Here is a 20318-nt window from a genome sequence, read left to right on the forward strand (position 1 = left end):
TCAAGTATCTTGCCCAGAAGAAGTCACTCCCTCCATTATTGATCATAAAGTCTATTTTACCGTGACCTTCAAAACGGAAAAATAGGCTAAATGATTTAAAAAATGGAATAGACTCTCTATTTAAAGGTCAAATAAAATAAGCTAGACAATGCACTTTGCTTTGTCCAGCCATACATTTATTTTATTTATAATCATTGATCGGTCCTTTATCCATCAAAACATCAATTTCATTAGATGACTTCATTTTTAATTTAGGTCTGCGCTCGGAATTGGGTTTGCTGTAAAGCTCTAGCGGACGGATGATCACACCATCATTTGTATTTTGAAGCATCCCCGGCACACAAGAATAAATCCGATCATTATCATTCGCATGTTTGGCATGAATTGTCACAGACGTTCCTTGGTGATTATCGATACTCATAGATACCCTATATCTATAAAAGGAACCTGTTCCGTTTGATTGAGCAGAATAAACAACCGGAACAATAGCAAGGATATCGTCATTTAACCGTAATTTAATGACTTCTGTTTTCAGCGAATCACGGTCTCTACCGACATCTCCCATATGCTCTACAGCTCCGTTACCGTAACTTTTGAGAGCTGGAACACCTTTTGCGCCAAACATGGCCACATCTATTTGTTTTCCTGCCTTCGTATAGACCAATGCATAAATATCATAATCCGTTCCAGACTCCCAGGATACTGTAGCTGTAATCTCAGGCGTTTTTTCAATGATGATCGGTTTATGACCTTTGTCTAGACTAATTTTACCTTGAACTTTCTCTAAGCTAATAGGTGCAGCCACTTTCTCTTTAGCGGCTGTCTTCATTGGAGCAGGCTCATCAATTTGTTTTTCAGAAGCCATTTGAGGAGGTGAAGAAACATCTTGTACAACAGGTTCAACCTCCACCCCATAAAGCTTGCATAGCCCTTCCAATCCAGAATTGAAGCCACGCCAGATGGATCGTGCTTTCGTTTCACTATTTCTGATATACAGCTCTACTACGACAATCCCTTTTTCATTTGTAAATTTTACTGGTGTTAGGTATAGCACCTCATCACCTGTTCGAATTTCTGCTTGCAGATTCTTCACTTGAGAAAAGCCAATTCCTTGATCCTCTGTTAGTGTAATCGCCATCTTTGTGATTCCAACAGGCACTTTACTCATATCAAAATTCAATTGATGCCTTTTCAACTGATCTGATATCTCTGCTGGTAAAAGTGTCGCGACACCCGTGGCACTCTCCGGCTGATTGTAAAAAATAATGCCATTATCTCCTTGAACTAGATCTGAATCTGTTAAAAGAAACGCAGTTAAAGAAATATCAATTGCAGATGACACTTCATAACTGATGGATACTTGCCCCTTTGGAGAATTTAGTACGGTATTGGCACCCATTTGCAGAGTTTGATTCATTTCAACAACTCCTATTCCTCATCTACCATTTATCGTTTTTATAGATCAATTATACCAAATTGTGTAATAGAACCTATGAATATCTTTATCTCTTTTCAATTTCTGCAATGATATGAGAAAATGCCAACTAAAACAAACTACTCTCGAAAGGAGAATCAATATGTATAAAAAAATCATTCCTGCTGTTATGGTGATATTCGGCTTTTGGATTCTTCTTCAAATATACTTGAACATCAAGATCTTTCACAATCCAATGAACTATTTTGTCCCTATTACCCTCTTCTTCCTTTGTGTTCAGGCTCTATTAAAACATAAACGATGAAAAACCCGAACAAGCATATACCACGCTCATCCGGGCTTCTATTTTCCTTTATTACACTTCTTCACCGTTCGTTGCGATGACGTTTTGATACCAAGTAAACGAATCTTTTTTAAGGCGCTTCATCGAGCCGTTACCTTCGTTGTCGCGGTCAACGTAGATCATGCCGTAGCGTTTTTTCATTTCACCTGTTGTGAATGACACGATATCAATGATGCCCCAAGGTGTGTAGCCAATAAGGTCCACACCGTCGTATTCAATCGCTTTTTTCAGTGCTTCGATATGAGAAGCTAGATATTGAATTCTGTCTGGATCGTGAATAGAACCGTCTTCTTCCACTTGATCTATTGCACCAAATCCATTCTCTACGATGAACAGCGGGATTTGATAGCGATCGTAAAAACGATTCAATGTATACCTTAAGCCTGTCGGGTCAATGGACCAGCCCCAGTCACTTGATTTGATATAAGGGTTATCTACACCATGCGGCAGGGCTCCGTTGACAATGTCTCCGTTGTGATCAGACACCGTATCACTTTTAACCGTTGTCGACATGTAGTAGCTAAAGCCTAGATAATCCACTTTCCCTTTTCTTAAGCTTTCTTCATCGCCTTCTTCAAATGGAATATGATACCCTTCGCGTTCGAATTCTTTTAATGCATAGCTCGGATAGTAGCCGCGAACCTGTACATCTGGGAAGAAATAGCGCTGTCTCATATACTCCTCTGCAAGCATGACATCCTCTGGATTTGAGGAATACGGATAGATTGGCACGTGAGACACCATCGCTCCAATTTGGAAAGCAGGATTGATCTCTTTTCCTTTGGCTACTGCCCATGCACTTGCAAGTAATTCATGGTGTCCTGCTTGATACATGACTTCTTTGGCATTTTCGCCTTCTTTGACTGATACCCCTGAATTTGTCCAAAGGAATAGTGGGTTGTTGACATCCATTTTGTTATTGATTTCATTAAATGTCATCCAGTATGTGACCTTGTCCTTGTATCGATTGAAGCACACTTCTGCGAATTTCGCGAAATACTCAGCGACTTTTCGGCTGCGGAACCCGCCGTACTCTCTTGCCAAATGAAGCGGCATCTCAAAGTGAGACAGCGTAATCACAGGCTCGATGCCATGCTTGAGCAGTTCATCAAATACATCATCATAGAATTGTAACCCTGCTTCATTCGGTTCTGCTTCATCTCCCTTAGGGAAAATCCGGCTCCAGCCAATTGATGTACGTAAACATTTTAGACCCATTTCGGCAAACATTGCGATATCTTCCTTATAACGATGATAGAAATCGATCGCTTCATGATTCGGATAAAATTTATCTTCTTCTACCGTTTCAGTTATTTGTCTCGGTACTCCGTGAGCACCTGCTGTCATCACATCTACAACACTTGGTCCTTTTCCTGCTTCATTCCATCCACCTTCAAATTGATGTGCAGCTAATGCTCCGCCCCATAGAAATTCTTTTGGTAATGTCATTATTCATTCCTCCTATTTCACAATTGTGATCATGACGTCTGTTGACTGGCATGTCGATTGTTCTTGTACAATCACATCTTCGTACGCTTGTGTATTGGTGATGATGACGGGTGTGATTGTTTTTAATCCCTTGCTTTCAATGGCTTCTTGATCAAATGTCATCAACAAGTCACCCTTCTTCACCTTGCTGCCTTCTTTGATATGAAGAGTAAATGCTGAGCCATCTAGCGAAACCGTATCAATTCCTACATGAACAAGTAACTCCACACCAAATTCTGAACGCAGTCCAATTGCATGCTTTGTCGGCGCAAGCATGACGACACTGCCATCAAACGGTGCATACAGCTTGTTGTCTGTCGGTTCAATCGCAAATCCTTTGCCCATTGCCCCAGAGCTAAATACGGCATCCGGCACTTCAGATAACGGGAGTACTTTCCCTGCAAGCGGTGCAGGAATGGTTTCTTCATTGTTCATCGAAGCATTCATTTTTTCTCCAACTTGATCTTTATCAGACGTTGCACCGGCTGTCTGTTCCACTGTATCTTCCCCATAACCAAACATTTGAATGAGCACAACTGGTAAGATCAGCGCAATTGCGACACCAATCAATATGCCGATGATCGATGTTGGAAAGTCTGAACTAATTCCATTTACAATCGTCAGTGGACCAGGCAACCCTGCATACGCAAAGTAATAAGGCGTAAAGAAGCTGGCAGCAATGGCCCCGACCGCTCCAGATATACATCCGAAAATAAATGGTTTCTTGAAACGCAAGGTGACCCCATAAATCGCAGGCTCGGTAATTCCAAAGAGACCCGTGATTCCCGCTGACACCCCGACTTTTCGTGTTTCGCGGTTTCTTGCTTTTAAAATAACCCCTAACACTGCGCCGACCTGAGCGATAACAGCGATGGTTTGATATGCCTGGAAGGAGTCACGTCCATATTGTTCAAAGTTGGCGAGCACCATTGGTGTGATGCCCCAGTGAACACCGAAAATGACAAGCACTTGCCAGAAACCTCCGATAATGGCGCCTGCTAAAGCTGGGACATTTTCTGCTAAGACATTGTATCCGTTTGCAATTCCATTTGCGCCTGCTGTCGAAAGTGGACCAATTAATAGAATGGTTAACGGAACCATGACAACCATACAGATAAATGGGACAAATAACGGTTTGACCACCTCGTGAATGCGTTTGTTTAAAAATCTCTCTACATATGAAAGGATCCATACCAAGAATAACGGCGGCAAAACAGATGACGTATAAACCGTTTCAGATAACGCTATGCCTAAAAAGGTAACGCCTTCCCCTGATGCCACGCGTCCAGCAATCTCCGTCCAAGCCGGACTGACAAGCGCTGCTGTACACGCTACTGCGATATACATATTCGTTTTAAAATGCTTGGCAGCTGTAATGGCAATAAAGATAGGCAAGAACGTAAACGGCGCCCAAGAAATAAAGCTAAAGACTTCATACGTTCCCGTTTTCGAGAAGCTTGGAAATAATAAATTAATGAGGATAAGTGCACCTTGTAAAATACCAGCTGCCGCCAAAATATACACAAATGGCGCAAACACAGCAGACATGGTCGCGATGACACGATTCAGCACCGTTCCCTTGTTTTCATTTACCTGGTCATCTTCAGACGGCTGCAGCTGAACAAGGCTGGAAAAATGCTCATAGACCTCACCAACATGCTGACCGATGACGACCTGAAATTGACCGCCGTTTTCCACCACGGTAATGACGCCAGGCATCGCATTGACTGCTTCCTTTGCCTTTGGATTCGAACGTTTCAAGACCAAACGCAGCCGCGTGGCGCATCTTGCGGCACTCACCACATTTTCTTCTCCGCCAACTGCCTCTAAGATGTCTTCTGCAAGCTTTTGATAATCCCTCACTTTTGACATATAAAACCCCCCTTTATCACTACTAGTATATGTACATTATAATTATACCGGTACAATATATCAATACATATATAATTTCAATTGGCATATCAAAGGAAATTTGGTATGTGCTATAATACAAGAACAATAAATCGTGAAAACAAAGAGGAATGGCCATGTTAAAGTATCAACAAATTGCGAGCGATATTGAAAAATATATTGTCACCCATGAGCTGCAGCAAGGGGATAAGCTCCCTGTACTCGAAACACTCATGAGCCAATTTGCTGTGAGCAAAAGTACCATTATCAAATCATTAGACTTACTCGAAAGAAAAGGAATTATCTATCAAGTGAGGGGCAGCGGCATCTTTGTTCGAAGACACCGCCGTAAGGGCTACATCAGCCTTTTATCCAACCAAGGGTTTAAAAAAGATTTAGAGGAATTTCAACTGACATCAGAAGTTTTAATGCTAGACACCATCAAGCCGTCCGAAGAAGCTGCACTTAATTTGAACATTGAACAAGATGAAGATGTCTTTTATCTAAAACGCATTCGTTACATCAATGGGCAAACGTTATGTTTAGAAGAATCCTATTACCGAAAAACGATCATTCCCTATCTCAACACAGAAATTGCTGCCGACTCTGTTTTTAAATTCATCAGTGAAGGGCTTGGACTCAAAGTCGGCTTCTCCGATATGTACTTACAAGTAGGCAAACTTAATGAAACCGAAGCAAAGCACCTCGGACTTAAGCAAGACGATCCCGCTCTCCGCGTCGAGACGGTCTTTCATCTCACAAACGGCCAGCCCTTCGACTTCTCGAAAATCACGTATAACTACATGCAATCCCAATTTTTTATTCAAGCGAATAATTATTATGGGTGATGGATGGAAAAAGCCCCCTGGTGTCAGGAGGCTTTCTTACTTTTATCTTTTAACCTTTAAACATTCCATCCTTCTTTCTTGAGAAGATAGGCCATCAATCCCAACATCACCATAATAAATGTCTATGTGATTTCCTTTGCCAATTAGAGCAACTGGAAAAGCATGCTGGTCTTGCAGACACTTTTCAAACTCATCTGGATGAATTTCGACTTCAATTTCATGTCCAATGAACGCATATTCAAACGTCATCGTATGATAAAGATCCACAAGACAGCGTATGATCTCCTGCTGAAGATGAATGACATCATGAGAAACAACCTCTGTCCAATTTAAACTGAGAACGAATCCTACGAAACCCGTTTCTTTTTGTATGTTGATTGTCCTTCCTTTTCGATCTGAACTTCTGCCTGACAATTCAAACTCTGTATAATAACCAGAAAAATCATCGTCTTTGATGATGTTCTCTTTAACACTGTGTTCAATCCATGTTTCTCCGTCAGGGTCCAGACTAAACTTTACTTTCTTAATAGACATGTCTTTTTGAAGAAGATAATCAATCAATTGGCGAAAAGTATTTGGTATATGAATGTCTTCATAAAAAACGAGTCCGATATTGATATACCCACCTGTAGTTATGTCATATCCCTCGCTTCATTTTTTCTTTCATTATACTTTACTTAAACTATTATTCTATGAAAACTCCCTCTCTTACATGAACACTTGCGATTTAAACCATCAAAAAGATTCATTTTACGAATGCATCAAACAAACTTATGATTAACGTAACAAGAGTGTATAGGAGGGTTCGTCACATGGGAGACATTAGAGTGTATCATGTCGATGCGTTTACAACTGAGAAATTTGGAGGAAATGCCGCTGGGGTGGTGTTGGATGGTGAGTTTTTAACAGAAGATGATATGCAGAGCATCGCCAAGGAGTTGAATTTACCGGAATCCGTCTTCTTGCTTCCTGCCCATGATAAGAAAGCCGATTATCGCGTCAAATACTTCACACCGACGGAAGAGGTCAATTTTTGCGGGCATGCGACTGTTGGATTGACTTGGCTTCTAGCAACGGAGCTAGGGCTGGCTAAAGAGAGATCAGGGATCGTGTTAGAAACAAAGATCGGCAATGTGCCTGTTGAATGGCACGAAGAAAAAGGCAAGGTCGTTGATGTGGAAATGACGCAGGTGCCACCGAGGACGCGAGATTTTGTCATCGATTTAGAAGAGCTTAGTGACATGCTTGGTGTGAGCAGTGACCGCATCGATCCATCCTATCCTATCAAATTAGCAAACACCGGAAACTGGCATCTTCTTGTGCCGATGAAGCACCAACAGGACATTGATCAAGCGGCACCGAACTTAGCGGCTTTAGCTAAAATGAATAAAGAGCATGGCATCTCGACAACCCACCTTTATACGTTCCACACCTCAAAAGAATGCGATCTTTATACGAGGGATTTTGCACCTGGGATTGGTATACCAGAAGATCCTGTGACGGGGGCAGCAAACGGGGCGTTGGCTGGATATCTTTATTTGGAGGGTATCATTTCTCAGCAAGAAATCACTCACCTGAACATTGCCCAAGGGGATGCCATCGGCAGACCTGGCATGCTTCGTATCACAGTCATTCCGAATGAATCAAAGCCGGTGATTAAAGTGGCAGGCGCAGCTGTCATCACGATCCGCGGCGTGTTAACTTTATAAAACATCAGCTTGAATGGGGACTTCCTGTTCAAGCTGATTCTATTTAAAATGATTTTTGACCGTTTCGATCCATCTTTTGGCCGATGGGGAAGCTGCTTTGAATGATTTGAGCGCCAGGTTGACCTCACGAAAGACGCTCGTCTCCAGTGGAATGACTTTCGTATGAGGTATGTGCGGCGGCAAAACCAATTTTGGAATGATCGTGACCCCAAGTCCTTCTTGAACCATAGAAATAAGCGTATTGTTGTCTTCAATTTCAAACAAAACATGAGGCTTCACGCCGCCTCTTTCTTTTAACAGCTTCTTGACGAGTATGTCACAGCCCGCTTTCGGCATGATAAAGGCTTCATCATGTAACGAGTCCACTTCAATCACTTTCTTCGTATGAAAGCGATGATTCTCTTGTATGAGCACCACCAATTCATCCTGAAAAAGTGGAACGGTCTCAAATTCCCTCGATGACTGCGTTAAAAAACCAACATCAACCGTGCCAGAAGTGATCCATTCCTCAATCTCCTCATAACCGCCTTCATATAACTCCAGCTTGATATGCGGATAGATTTGCGTAAAACGATGAATAAGGCGTGGAAGGACATTTGAAGAAAAACTAGGGAATGTCCCTATCTTGATACTCCCCACTTCCATCCCTTGAATGAGCGCCGCCTCCTGCTCAAGCAATGCCGCATGATGCATGATTTGCCGGATATGCGGCATCACCCGCTCACCTGCGTCCGTTAACGAAAGCCCGTTTCGATTCCGCCGAAGCAGCACAATCCCGAGTTCCGACTCAAGCTTCGCAATATTATGACTCACCCCAGATTGCGTCAGCCCAAGCTTCTCCCCTGCTTTTGTAAAACTGCCGCACTCGACGACTGTTAGAAATACTTTGTATTGGAATGTGATCAGTGTGCTCACCTCACAAGCTCATATTAGATCTTGGCAAAATCTACTGTTAGATATTTCTTTGATTTTTCGATTTAAATGTTGTTCTATCAATTGAAGGCAAGTCTTCTGAATCCATAAACGTTGAAATGTAAAGAGCTGTTCTTTTTCATCACCATGCAAATCTTCATCTTTCTCCAACTGAAAATCCGTTAAGTCCATTTTTTCATGAACGTGCATATTAGTAAAAACATGAGCATTGTGAAAATCGTGCATATGCTCTACTAAAGATGAGATTGTGGTGATAAAATCATCAAATGTATCTTCTTCAAGCGTTTTTTTGAGATCCAGATTACTATGGACATCAATTGAAATATAATTATCTCTTTCATCTAATTCTTCTCGGGTAGCTAGCGGGTTATCATGGGTCGTTGCTTTTCTATTTAAATCTGTAATGGAGAAATAAATAATGATTTCTTTTTTATCGAGAAATTCATACTCCCATAATTCTGCATCTCTTAATCTTATGATGCGAGTGAGGTTGTCCAATTTTTAAACCTCCAATTAATTCGTCGTTGCCGACGACGAAGACCTAGACGCAGCTTCATCAGCTTTCACACAATCAATCGCAACAACGAGCGCAATCATCACAGGCTCCATTTCTTCTTTCAAAATATCAACCTTATAGCTGTCACCCCAAGTAAACCATTCCTTCTTCACCTGACCAATCACTTCGCCGTTCTGGAGCACCTGAAAATTCATATCCCACCAGTTACCTTGCACTTCGATCCCAGCAGCATCAATTGAATATTTTGCTTTAAAGAACGTAAACTCTTTTTTAATCGTCAATACCTCTTGACCACCAACTTCTACTAAAAACTTCGGTAAAAAGGTAAACATTTTCTTCGTAATCACAGCGATTTCATCTCGTTCTGTATTCAAAATGGTAAACGTCTTCGGCATCTTCATAAAGCTGCCTTCGACCACATATACATCATTCTCCTGCTGATCCTTTACCGTAAACCTGCCGCTCAGACTAAATACTTTCTGCTTCATATAAAGCTGCTTCATATGTACCTCCGATTCAGTTCAAAAATTTATCCGTTCTTACCTTACCCCTGATTATACCAAAAAATAGAATGTACAAAAAACCACCTGCTATCAGGTGGTTTTCGATTACTGATCCATTTTCAGAGATTCTTGTTCATATGTTTGAAAAGCATCTTCCATTCCCATGATGACCTCTTTAATTTTGACATAACCACTTGTGTAAGGAATAGAATCTCTAATCTCTTCCCACATAAAATGATAGAATTTCAGGTCATCCGTTTCACACATCACAAAATCTGTGTACTCCTTACCTGGAAGAGCTTCAGCATCAAAAAAGCGCACTGTCACATGTTCTTTATATTTCTGCATCAACTCTTGCAGCGAAGCCGCATGGGTTCTTCGCTCCTCTCGTGGCAAAGCAAGCCAAGATGGATAGAACTCTAATAAAACAACCATCATATATTTCATCATCATACCCCCGATTCTTCTATGATGTGATGATTGTACGTCAGATCTAGGGAGTGTGCATTAACATAGGTTAATGTTCAGCAGGATGGAGCAGCCTGCTCAGCGAAACCGGAGAAATACCAATATATGAGGCAATATGATATTGAGCGATTCGTTGATGTAACCCGGGATATTTCAATAAAAACGCCTGATATCGCTCAATTGCGGGCAAATAGAGCAGTTCCCTCTCACGCTTTTCCTTTCTCGTATAAAGCCTTTCTACACTAACCCGAACAAACCGCTCCCACATATGACTTCTGTCCATCAACATTTGAAGCAGATCATACGGAATTTCAATCACGATAGAATCCTCCATTGCTTCAATCGAATAAGGAGAAAGCTGCCCGTTGATCATACTTGCATAAGAAGTAGCAAAATCATCTTCCAACGTAAAAGCCACATTGTACTCCCTTCCATCCGGTAACAAATAGAAGAGACGGAAGAGCCCCGTTATGCAGAAATAAGCATGCTTCACTGGATCGCCAGCTTTGATCATGCATGTACCTGCTTTTAATTGTTTAATCGTTGTTCCATCTTTGAAGGCTTGCCAATGATTTTGTTCGATTGGATATTTGGATATTTTGGTTTTGAAAGTGTCGTATGGATCAGTTATTTTGTCCATATGTTTTTTACCTCCTAATAAGGAAAACTCGATAAAAAATTTATCAGAAAACACTCAAGTCTACTTGGGATTTTTTTATTATCAATGCCAAAAATAAGTCTGTCACAATCCGTGAGGCAAAAAAAGTCTCGTTTGAGGGAAATCACTCAAATGAGACTTTTTTTAGTTATTATTTAATACCCATTTACAAAATAAGCAATGGTTTCTAATTCATCTTCTTTCAGTTCTCTGTTCACATAATTTTGATATTCTTTCGTGATTTTCTGCTGATCTCCACCACATAGATCAGTGAATTTCGCTATCATCCGAACTTTGTCTGTTTCCTGACGAAACTCCTCTTTTGTCCACGGTCTTTGGTGTGAAGGAATATACGTATCGGCATCAAAAGCATCTAACTCATCTAAAAGACGCAATATTTCTTTCACCGTATAATGAACTTTTTCGGCATACATTTTCGGATAAATGCAATCACCAAGAAAAAGAATTTTCTCTTCTTTCACATACACGATCACTGAATCTGCCGCATGATCGCCTCCAACATGTTGCACGATGCAAGTGACCCCGCCAAGATCAATCTCCATCCGACGATCAAACGTGACATCCGGTAAAACCACCTGAATATCTCGATGACCCTGATATTCTTCCTTAATGGCCTTCGCGCAGAACTCAATCTCCGTTCCTTCCCTCACCCGCTCATCAATCGCCTCATCTGACCACGAAAACGGAACAAGCTCCTCCATTTCCTTTCTTGTCTGTGCAGAAGCAATTGAAACCGTATCAGGCAGCGCAGGCAGACCAAAAATATGATCCCAATGCCAATGCGTGAGGACAACCATATCAGGCTTGGCGTTCTCGTGCTTTAAAGTTCTTTGGATGAAATAGTTCGCATGATCTTCTGAGTTACCCGCATCGATCATTAATGTTTTGTTATTGCCAACGACCATGCCTAGGATGGGGCGGTCGGTGAGTGATACTGGTGTGATGTACCAAAAACTCTGACCTATTTTTTTAATTGAGTGCAAAGGTGCTTCCTACTTTCTGTCATTATTTTTTAAATTGAATCACGTTTTTTCCCATCGTTCTACTGTTTAAGTATATCGAATTTCATTACTCGAAGTAGCACGCGAAGCCAATATTGTTACAATGATCGCGATTGCAACGCCTAAAGCACCTGCCCAAGTAACGGAAGATAGAGAAACCCTCTCTACAAAGATACCTCCAATAGCTGCACCTGCGGCCATCGCCAATTGCATCATTGACTGATTGAGACCTAATAGTATACCTGATGACTCTGGCTCTATTGTAGCTAAGTGGTATTGTTGAGTCGGGCCAGAAGACCATGCAGCAAATGACCATAATATTAAAATGAGCAATACTCCAACATAAGAATGCGTAACTAGTGAGAGCAATATGAGCATGATGACATGTAATGTCATTCCACTAATCAGCGTAAAATTCACACCCCATCGATCGGTACTAAATCCACCAAACTTTGACCCAACTAGACTAGCAATCCCGAATACGAGGAGAACTCCACTCAGCAATTTGCTGCTTACACCTGATATATTTAAAAGGTAAGGGGATAGGTAGGTATAGGCAATTGAATAACCACCAAGCCAGAAAAAGGTGATGGCTAATCCCAACACTACTTTTGGTTTTTTAAAAAGAGCGAGTTGTTGAATTAAAGGTACGGGTTTATCCCCTTGGATTTTTGGAATCGTAAGAGAAATTATCACCATGGCTAATAATCCGAGTAAGGCTATTCCTCCAAATACAGCTTTCCAACCAAAGAAATCACTAGTCATTCTCCCCAGTGGGACTCCAATGATCAATGATGCTGTAAATCCCATTACTACTGTAGCAATAGCGGTACCTTGCTTACCTTTTGGTGCAATTTTTTCAGCAATTGTTAATGCAGTAACTACGACCATCCCCGCTCCAAGAGCCATAATAATTCTTGACACAATAAATAATTGATACCCAGGGAGGACGAATGCCAGAATATTACCTAGAATAAAAACGCTAAGTGAAAATAACATTAACTTGCGTTTATTCATTCCCGATGTTAAAGCCATTAATACTGGGGTGAAGATGGCATACACAAGAGAAAAAATCGTAATTAACTGGCCAGCTGCAGCTATCGTAATCCCTAATGATTCAGAAATATTATCCAAAATACCAGAGATGATATACTCTGATGTACCAACTAAAAAACTTACAATAGCTAAAATGTAAATCTTTACAGTGTTTGACAATGTAGATCACTCCTTATATATAATACATTTACATATCTAGAATTGTTAATATGTATGGACAAAAAAACATATTACGATAAGTCGATTTGTATTTAATAAATGAATGAAACTGAATTCTGATGTATGAATTCAGTTCATTTATTAAATATTTTTTTCTAGAATCTCAGCAATTTTTTTTATGGCATTTTCATCTCTTTTATAATACGTGTATTTACCTATACGCTCTGTCGTAATTAATCCAGCTCGAAGTAAAATTGAAAGGTATTGAGATGCTGTTGATTGCGTCATTTTCAATTTATCTGTTATTTGACTAACACATACCCCTGTAGTATTCATATCAATCCCTTCATGGGGTGTAAAATGACGATCAGGTTCCTTTAACCATTGTAAAATTTGCAATCTGGATTCATTGGATAAGGCTTTGAAAACTTCTATTGGCTCCATACACCCCATTATATCGATAAATAACGATATGTCAACATGTGTTGTTTGAGATTCCTTACAACTTTCTGTTTTCCTAGGTAATTTCTCGCCGCTTTAGGCTTAATCGTGTTTTTTTGCGGAGTGGTGGGGAAAACCCTATATCTTCTTTCCTGCTGGCAATGGAGATGTTTGATGGGAAAGGGTTAGAGTACTTTTTTGCGGCTTGTACAGATGAATTTATTCTTCTCATCCCTCACTTACTTATGATACGGTTCTGCGAACTTTATTAGGTGGTAAAACATTATCAGAAGAAAACCAAAAGGTAATCTTTTTGATATCCTTCTGGTTCTCCTCCATTTGTATTTCTTTTATTAAAGATCTAACAGTACCTTTTTCATCATCACTAACTATCGTTTTAAGTGCATATATAACTTCATCTTTATTAACAGAACGTTCATTACTCGAAATTTTAATTTCTGATTTCCTAATACTCTCTTAATTCGTCATACCAGCGCTGTATTACTGTATCTTCTATATCCTCAATCATTTTATTAGCTTCAAGCACAAAACGGACTCTAATATTTGGAAATGAAAAAATCTTGTTTATAACTCTTTCCCTCTTTCTTCAATAATTCTTTTATCATAGGCGATAGGTAAACACCTTCTAGCACTTGTTTCAGTACATAAGGGTTAAAATATGGTTTCCATGACTGATTACTTTTCACCCTTTGGGTTTGTTAGTTTGCATTGTTTATAAAACCTATTTCGTAACCTTCTTTATCTTCCGTACTAAATCTTTTAACCACATATTGAGCAAAATCTTTTTCAAGATCATCAGGAAAGTCATTATCGACTAAAATAATCTGATGTTCAATCCCCTTTTCAAGAAAGCCATTTGACATTTTTTGTAGATAATCATAGATTCTGATATACTTTTTCGGGTCATCTAGCCCTTCTATTTTACTTTCTTTGGCACCATCAGCGTCTTCACTATATTTTTTTGTTTTACCTAGATATTTGCCAATAGTATCAAGCATTATTAAGCTTGGAAAATTAGTTTCGTTAATCAAGCTATTCTTTAATATACTTGTAATATAACCCACAGAAACTAAAGTTCTTAGACCTCCCGAAGTTAAATCTACATATTCTCTATCTCTAACAATTGGTAAAAATGTTTTTTCACTAAAACTTATCCCATAGGCATTCTTTATTGGAATATACTCTAAAAACTCTTTTAAGTATGTCCCTAAATCACTTAATGTTTCTTCTACAGACGGTGTTTGTTCTTTTAATGATTTTAATCTAGAATCCAACTCACTAATCTGCTTATTGATTACCTCTTGTTTTTGTTTTAATTCACTTAATTGTGACCTTACCTTTAAAAAGTATTTCACCTTATCAAGTTGTTCTTTATAACTCGATAATTCTGAAATCACCATATCCCTCTGGCTTATATAAGGAGAAATAAAAGTTTCGGCTTTAGTGTCTAGAATACTCTTTGCTTTATCTAATTGAGTTCTATTTGATCTTATTACATCTTCGATTATAAATAGTTCATCTCGTAACTCATCTACAATTTTATTCAAGTCTTTAGATCTGTTTTTTATACTATTGATTTCTTTTTTTAGAACATCTTCATTGTGCTCGATAAAATGTTTTTTTATTTCTGATGTTTCCATCTTAGAATCACACAAAGGACATTCAACTACCTTATAATTTAGCATTGGCATACTATCCTTAACTTGTAAAACAGTTTGTAATTTATTTATATCATTGTAATACTCTTTTCTTAGTCTGAGGTTTTGCTCTAACAGAGCCTCTTTGTGAGATTTTTTTGAAAATAGAATATTTATTTTTTGCTCTATTTCAAGTACTATAGATCGTAATTCCTCCATTTCAGCATTATTTGACTTCATTTTGTCAGTTATTTTATTTTTTTCTTTTTCGAGAAAAATTAGCTTTTCATTTAACTCTTCTTTTTCAGCTTGCAGCGAACGCTCAGTTGAAAGTTTTGTTTCAAGTAAAAACGCAGAAACTGACACATACTTATTTTCAATTTCTTTCTTTTCTCTAACTTTTTCTCCTATCATATTTTGCAATTCTGTGATTTGTGTATCTAGCACATTATGTAAAAATTTAAATGTTTCTTTGTTTTTAGCCATTAATGAATAATTTTTTCTATCCAATAAGTCTCTACTTCCAACATCGTCTTGATCAAAATAACAATACTTAAATATATCTCTAAAGCTTAACCTTACCATAGGAGAATTATCCTTAGAGGGGGATTTTTTAACTTTAATGATGGGTATATTTAAACTAGATAATAAAAAATCAGAAAAATAACCAGCTGCCCCTTCTTTTTCATAATTAGGAGAATACTCTAGAGGGAATACATTCTCGATATTTTCAATATTTGAAGAAAAGACTTCTATATCCGCTTTTGGATTGAATATGTCTCTCTTTATTGTATAAACTTTATTACTTAACGATACTTCTAGCAAAGCATATTTTCCTTGTTGTTCAATCTCATCATACATGTACACTTTTTTGCTTCCTAACAAATAATCGATTAGATTTAATATGCTTGATTTCCCAGTGTCTGAATCTCCATGGATAATATTAATCCCATTTTCAAAATTCACATGATACGATTTTGACCTACCTATTAAAACCATCTTATTAATTATTAATTTTGGTGATTTCACAACCATTTTATATCCCCTTTACTAAAGGATTTACAATTCTCTTGAGTTCACTTGTACTTACTGATCTTAATATAAGCATCTCATTACATAATTCCTTAATTCTCATTGTGTAATCCGTTTCAGTTCTATTAACCATGGTTTTTCCCTTTTCCGTTAGGATATAAAAAAGTTCATTTTTTTCTTGAACAACATCTATCATGTTATATGCAATCATTAATTTAGTTAGTTCTTTAGCAGGTTTAATATCAAGTAGAGTAATTTTATTAGGAAATAAGCTAGAAACCGAGCCAGATTCAATGTTTAACAATTTCAAGCTATTCTTGTTTTTAACAGCTAATACCCGTTTTAGTAGAAATGGATATTTAATTAAAAAATCAAAAATCGTAAGTTTATCTAAATTTAATATTAATTTCCCTCTTGTTGTGTACGCTAATATTTCTATTATTATTAAAAATCTAATCAATCTTAAATTGATGTCATTTTCAGTTATAATAACTGGTATATTATTTCTCATTTTGATCCCTAGCCTTTCTAAAATCCTCTATATTTTTTATGGAATGACTTTTAGCCCACCATATATCTTTATCTAGGCTGTTTGCAAGTTGTTGTAACATCCCAGTTTTTTTATTAGCATCTATTAGGGGGATTGCAGTTTTTAAGAACTCTTTGTCTCTATCTATTATATTTTCTAAAATCTTATTTAAAAGTTCATTACTAGATTTTATTTCTCCATCTACAAGTTTATTAAAATATATTCGGTATAAACGTTCTAAGTTATTGTAAAGTTGATCTAATTCTTCGATGTCATATCCTTTGTTTATCATGGACCTAATCATATACTCCGCATTAAAGAAAGTTTGCTTTGAGTCATCAATTAGCGAATTATGAACATCAGCTATTAATAACTTCAATACAAATAATTCATCATCTAATTTACCATCATCAATAAACGTCTTTGGTTTCATATCTTCAGAAAAGTGTTTTTCCTTCACATACGTACTGAGGTCTTTTTTTATCCCCTTGTATACTATGCTGTTTTTTGATTCAGGCTTACATATATTAAAGTGATCATTATTACAAGCGACCTTTAGTTTTTTCCCCACCTGATATGAAACTGCATTTTGCTCTTCGACAATCTCATCATATTGTCCAAAATAATATACTGTTTTAGGTATCCTCTCCTTATTTTCTATCCAATCTCCATTAACCTTGTCAAGAAAGTCACTTAATGGCTTTAGATCAATTACTTGTGGGTTCGATCTAGCTAGTTTCCCACCTATATTAGCCCAATTTGAGCCTTTATGTGGTACAGCAAGTGATAGAAATAATTTTACTTTTGTACTTTCATTTTCGTTCAAATCATCAAGAATAAATGCTTTTGATATTAACCCTCCCATGCTATGAGCGATTAATATTATATTTTTGTACTCTTCGCAATATATTTCTATTGAGGACTTTAAGTGCTCACTTAAACTTTTGATACTAATATTTTTTGCAATATTTGAAGGCTTAGCAAAAATAGTCCTTATTAACCCTGAAGTGAACCTAGCTTTCTTAAAGTCTATTAACTTAGTAAAGTAATTAAAATACGCTATATCAAAATTCTCATTTATGAAATCTTCTTCTAAAAGCATTTCAGGAAACTTATATTTTGATGAGTTTGTCCATGTCTCAGAATCACTAGTAAATCCGTGAATAAAAATAATTAAATTTTCTTTATTATTTTCTTTAATAAACTCAATCGGCGGTTTCAATTTCATTCCCCCTAAATAATTCTCAATACATATTTTAACATTAATCAGCCATAAAGAAACTATTACTTAAACAGTTCAATTTTCACAGTTTCATTATTAAAATTGAACTGTTTTATAAACTTTTAAGAGTGCCTTTAATTCATCATCATACGATTTGGTTTACCAAAATAACGAACCTGTAATGATTAATTTTTAACTGCCGATTAAAAAGACAAGCTCTTTAGAACTTGCCTTTAGTACTAAAATTATTTTTTGCTTTAATTACATATAACTTCTCATCTCTGATTCCCATTCGCTTCGCATTTCCATTTCATAGTCTTTGATATTATCCAAACACGCATCACAACCCTCGATAAAATGAAAAAGTCCTAACATGTAGCTATAAAAGTTATCTACATCAATCTCTACATCATTAAACTTGTATTCATTACTGTATGAACATGGATACCTAAACATATCTCCATGCTTATCTATACGACTTATTGATTTAATATAGCTCTCAGCTAGCTCAAGTGTTTCTTCCTTTTGATTATCTTCTTTAGAGTAATGAATTAACATAGGTTTTATTGACTTCCATAAGTCTTTGTATAACAAATGTGAGTTCCTTTTACTTTTAACGATATACAAATCAACACCTTGGTTCATCTGCATATGAAGTAATCTTTTTAAACCTATCTCAATAGCGTTTCTCATTAAGAATACTATCGGATAAAATAATGCTTCGTCTTTTGTTTCTTTATAATTTTCAAATAAGAATGTTGCGACCTTACTATATCCTGTAATCTGCTTATGAAATCCATTACTCCATGGTGAGTCCCATAAATAGCAATTGTTTATTCGTGTATTTGCCAATTGTAAAAAATGGGGTTCTTTTTTAACGTCTAATTCAACTCCATTAGACCACTCACCATAAATCATTTTATTTAAGGTACTATAACAATGTATAAGTCGGTTCCCCATTTGAACTACATCTAATGCCTTATCGCCATACTGTTGCATGAAGTCGTCTTTAAATGGATATCTGAAAAGATCTGAACTGGAATCTATTAATTCAATACTATCTAAATATTTTTCTAACCATGTTTGTTCAGCTTCGTTTAGCCCTTCAACTCCATACCTATCTTTATAGATCTTATACAACTCTTTAACATTATGTTTTGTAGCAAGAAATATTGTCTGTAATTCGTTCTTAGTAGTTCCATTAATTGCTATTCCCGACTTAATCAATAATTCTATCGCTTGCCGCATCATATAAATACTAGGTAAAAACCACATATCATATTTGATATTATTGTGTGGACCTTCTATTATTTCCTTTAAAGTAATATAACCTGCGTTCATATAATTCTTAGATAGCTTTGTATAGTCTTCGTCAGGTTTCTTACTCCATTTGATATATAACTTCATCTCTTCATTTACTATATTTTTAATATTTTTGTCTTTTTCTACCCAAACATACTCCAATCTATACACTCCTCCTTTTCAATGATTTCTCTACTTCCTTCTTATTCTTCTTAATCTATTTATTTCAATAGAAAACTCTATTTTCCAACATTACTTGTGATACGGCTCCCCCCGCACAATCCGAAACGCACGATAAACCTGTTCCACCAACACCAGCCTCATCAACTGATGCGGGAACGTCATCCTCGAAAACGACAGTTTCTCATTCGCACGCTGCATGACAGCGTCGCTTAAGCCAAGGGATCCGCCTATGACGAAACATACTTTGCTTTTTCCGTATGTTGCCAGCTTATCTATTGTATCGGCTAATTCTTCGGAAGTTTTCATTTTTCCTTCGATGGCGAGGGCGATGACGTGGGCGTCTGGGTTGATTTTGCCTAGGATGCGTTCGCCTTCTTTGTCTTTGATGATTTTCATGTCTTGATCGCTGAGATTCTCAGGTGCTTTTTCATCCGCGAGCTCAATGATCTCGATTTTCGCATAGGCTTGTAATCGTTTTGTGTATTCGGCTATGCCTTGCTTTAAATATTTCTCTTTTAATTTTCCTACTGTGATAATTGATATATTCACAGGTCATCCCCACCTTAAGAACAAGTTATTCATATAAGTTATCAACAATTGTGGATAAAATTTGTGTATTTTGTGTCCGATCATTCGTTCCCCACTATATATATTGCAGGTTCATCGCACAATTCACAGGCTGTGGATAAACTGTGTGTATGTTCGATTTTTCTGAATTCCGGCGGCGTTTCGTGATCATCTATGTACATGTCTAGTACGGTTTCTATATGTTCTGCGCAAGCATAAAGTGATTTGTTCATAAGTTTCTTATTCCTCCAATAGGTTCTCTGGTTATTCACAAGTGTTTCGCTCATTGTCCAATATAACCGATTTATTCACATGTTAATAGTCTTTTACCATTTCCCACACCTTTTATCCACAA

20 protein-coding genes are annotated in these 20318 nt (G+C 37.5%); 2 read left to right on the forward strand and 18 right to left on the reverse strand.

Features of this window, described 5'->3' with window-relative positions; all coding sequences use genetic code 11:
* Positions 1-181: 181 nt before the first annotated feature.
* The 3 genes from BA81_RS15535 to BA81_RS15550 all read right to left on the reverse strand — a co-directional run bounded on the left by BA81_RS15535 (position 182) and on the right by BA81_RS15550 (position 5138).
* Positions 182-1417: a TerD family protein gene (locus BA81_RS15535; protein ID WP_034283549.1), complete on the reverse strand. Its 1236-nt coding sequence runs from the start codon at positions 1415-1417 to the stop codon at positions 182-184.
* Between the two features lie 373 nt (positions 1418-1790).
* Positions 1791-3227, reverse strand: a complete 1437-nt coding sequence (bglA, locus tag BA81_RS15545; RefSeq protein ID WP_034283551.1) for a 6-phospho-beta-glucosidase BglA — start codon at positions 3225-3227, stop codon at positions 1791-1793.
* 12 nt (positions 3228-3239) lie between these two features.
* Positions 3240-5138 (reverse strand): beta-glucoside-specific PTS transporter subunit IIABC, encoded by a 1899-nt coding sequence (locus BA81_RS15550; protein WP_034283552.1) that lies wholly within the window; start codon positions 5136-5138, stop codon positions 3240-3242.
* Positions 5139-5293: 155 nt separating this feature from the next.
* On the opposite strand from BA81_RS15550, the gene BA81_RS15555 reads away from it, so the two are divergent.
* The gene (locus BA81_RS15555; RefSeq protein ID WP_034283554.1) at positions 5294-6004 is read left to right on the forward strand and encodes a GntR family transcriptional regulator; all 711 of its coding nucleotides are present in this window, start codon (positions 5294-5296) and stop codon (positions 6002-6004) included.
* 42 nt (positions 6005-6046) lie between these two features.
* Here BA81_RS15555 and BA81_RS15560 read toward each other — a convergent pair whose 3' ends face one another.
* Positions 6047-6640: an Imm64 family immunity protein gene (locus BA81_RS15560; RefSeq protein ID WP_108909022.1), complete on the reverse strand. Its 594-nt coding sequence runs from the start codon at positions 6638-6640 to the stop codon at positions 6047-6049.
* A 176-nt stretch (positions 6641-6816) separates the two neighbouring features.
* Here BA81_RS15560 and BA81_RS15565 point away from each other — a divergent pair, with 176 nt between their 5' ends.
* On the forward strand, positions 6817-7713 hold the full coding sequence (locus BA81_RS15565) for a PhzF family phenazine biosynthesis protein (protein ID WP_034283556.1): 897 nt from the start codon (positions 6817-6819) through the stop codon (positions 7711-7713).
* 39 nt (positions 7714-7752) lie between these two features.
* On the opposite strand, the gene BA81_RS15570 is transcribed toward BA81_RS15565, so the two are convergent.
* The 14 genes from BA81_RS15570 to BA81_RS19415 all read right to left on the reverse strand — a co-directional run bounded on the left by BA81_RS15570 (position 7753) and on the right by BA81_RS19415 (position 20196).
* Entirely contained in the window at positions 7753-8628 is an 876-nt protein-coding gene (locus BA81_RS15570) for a LysR family transcriptional regulator (protein WP_227001689.1), read from the reverse strand.
* Positions 8629-8637: 9 nt separating this feature from the next.
* Positions 8638-9144, reverse strand: coding sequence for a hypothetical protein (locus BA81_RS15575; RefSeq protein ID WP_034283559.1), 507 nt, complete (start codon positions 9142-9144; stop codon positions 8638-8640).
* Positions 9145-9159: 15 nt separating this feature from the next.
* Complete coding sequence (locus BA81_RS15580) at positions 9160-9666, reverse strand: LURP-one-related/scramblase family protein (protein WP_024424003.1); 507 nt, start codon at positions 9664-9666, stop codon at positions 9160-9162.
* A gap of 105 nt (positions 9667-9771) precedes the next feature.
* A complete protein-coding gene (locus tag BA81_RS15585) occupies positions 9772-10113 on the reverse strand; it encodes a darcynin family protein (protein ID WP_034283651.1) in 342 nt (113 codons plus the stop codon).
* 70 nt (positions 10114-10183) lie between these two features.
* Positions 10184-10774, reverse strand: a complete 591-nt coding sequence (locus BA81_RS15590; RefSeq protein WP_034283561.1) for a Crp/Fnr family transcriptional regulator — start codon at positions 10772-10774, stop codon at positions 10184-10186.
* Between the two features lie 173 nt (positions 10775-10947).
* Entirely contained in the window at positions 10948-11796 is an 849-nt protein-coding gene (locus BA81_RS15595) for an MBL fold metallo-hydrolase (RefSeq protein WP_034283563.1), read from the reverse strand.
* Positions 11797-11862: 66 nt separating this feature from the next.
* The gene (locus BA81_RS15600; RefSeq protein ID WP_034283565.1) at positions 11863-13029 is read right to left on the reverse strand and encodes an MFS transporter; all 1167 of its coding nucleotides are present in this window, start codon (positions 13027-13029) and stop codon (positions 11863-11865) included.
* Positions 13030-13170: 141 nt separating this feature from the next.
* Positions 13171-13473, reverse strand: coding sequence for an ArsR/SmtB family transcription factor (locus BA81_RS15605; RefSeq protein WP_025093701.1), 303 nt, complete (start codon positions 13471-13473; stop codon positions 13171-13173).
* 716 nt (positions 13474-14189) lie between these two features.
* A complete protein-coding gene (locus BA81_RS15610; protein WP_034283567.1) occupies positions 14190-16163 on the reverse strand; it encodes an AAA family ATPase in 1974 nt (657 codons plus the stop codon).
* A gap of 1 nt (position 16164) precedes the next feature.
* Positions 16165-16671, reverse strand: a complete 507-nt coding sequence (locus BA81_RS15615; RefSeq protein ID WP_034283570.1) for an ABC-three component system middle component 4 — start codon at positions 16669-16671, stop codon at positions 16165-16167.
* Positions 16661-17911, reverse strand: coding sequence for an ABC-three component system protein (locus BA81_RS15620; protein WP_051627369.1), 1251 nt, complete (start codon positions 17909-17911; stop codon positions 16661-16663). Before BA81_RS15620 ends, BA81_RS15615 begins: the two co-directional genes overlap by 11 nt.
* Positions 17912-18172: 261 nt before the next feature.
* Positions 18173-19375, reverse strand: coding sequence for a hypothetical protein (locus BA81_RS15625; RefSeq protein WP_034283571.1), 1203 nt, complete (start codon positions 19373-19375; stop codon positions 18173-18175).
* 90 nt (positions 19376-19465) lie between these two features.
* Positions 19466-19945 (reverse strand): 23S rRNA (pseudouridine(1915)-N(3))-methyltransferase RlmH, encoded by a 480-nt coding sequence (gene rlmH / locus BA81_RS15630; RefSeq protein ID WP_034283574.1) that lies wholly within the window; start codon positions 19943-19945, stop codon positions 19466-19468.
* A gap of 80 nt (positions 19946-20025) precedes the next feature.
* Positions 20026-20196, reverse strand: a complete 171-nt coding sequence (locus BA81_RS19415) for a CxxH/CxxC protein (RefSeq protein ID WP_080701239.1) — start codon at positions 20194-20196, stop codon at positions 20026-20028.
* Between the last annotated feature and the right edge of the window lie 122 nt (positions 20197-20318).

Origin of the sequence: Bacillus safensis FO-36b (genome assembly GCF_000691165.1) — a bacterium.
Taxonomy (GTDB): Bacteria; Bacillota; Bacilli; order Bacillales; family Bacillaceae; genus Bacillus; species Bacillus safensis.

What these genes read in the sequence shown, in the direction of transcription:
- BA81_RS15535 (WP_034283549.1), bottom strand. Translation starts at nt 1,417, where the DNA reads ATGAATCAAACTCTGCAAATGGGTGCCAATACCGTACTAAATTCTCCA.
- bglA (WP_034283551.1), bottom strand. Translation starts at nt 3,227, where the DNA reads ATGACATTACCAAAAGAATTTCTATGGGGCGGAGCATTAGCTGCACAT.
- BA81_RS15550 (WP_034283552.1), bottom strand. Translation starts at nt 5,138, where the DNA reads ATGTCAAAAGTGAGGGATTATCAAAAGCTTGCAGAAGACATCTTAGAG.
- BA81_RS15555 (WP_034283554.1), top strand. Translation starts at nt 5,294, where the DNA reads ATGTTAAAGTATCAACAAATTGCGAGCGATATTGAAAAATATATTGTC.
- BA81_RS15565 (WP_034283556.1), top strand. Translation starts at nt 6,817, where the DNA reads ATGGGAGACATTAGAGTGTATCATGTCGATGCGTTTACAACTGAGAAA.
- BA81_RS15580 (WP_024424003.1), bottom strand. Translation starts at nt 9,666, where the DNA reads ATGAAGCAGCTTTATATGAAGCAGAAAGTATTTAGTCTGAGCGGCAGG.
- BA81_RS15585 (WP_034283651.1), bottom strand. Translation starts at nt 10,113, where the DNA reads ATGAAATATATGATGGTTGTTTTATTAGAGTTCTATCCATCTTGGCTT.
- BA81_RS15590 (WP_034283561.1), bottom strand. Translation starts at nt 10,774, where the DNA reads ATGGACAAAATAACTGATCCATACGACACTTTCAAAACCAAAATATCC.
- BA81_RS15605 (WP_025093701.1), bottom strand. Translation starts at nt 13,473, where the DNA reads ATGGAGCCAATAGAAGTTTTCAAAGCCTTATCCAATGAATCCAGATTG.
- BA81_RS15610 (WP_034283567.1), bottom strand. Translation starts at nt 16,163, where the DNA reads ATGGTTGTGAAATCACCAAAATTAATAATTAATAAGATGGTTTTAATA.
- BA81_RS15615 (WP_034283570.1), bottom strand. Translation starts at nt 16,671, where the DNA reads ATGAGAAATAATATACCAGTTATTATAACTGAAAATGACATCAATTTA.
- BA81_RS19415 (WP_080701239.1), bottom strand. Translation starts at nt 20,196, where the DNA reads ATGAACAAATCACTTTATGCTTGCGCAGAACATATAGAAACCGTACTA.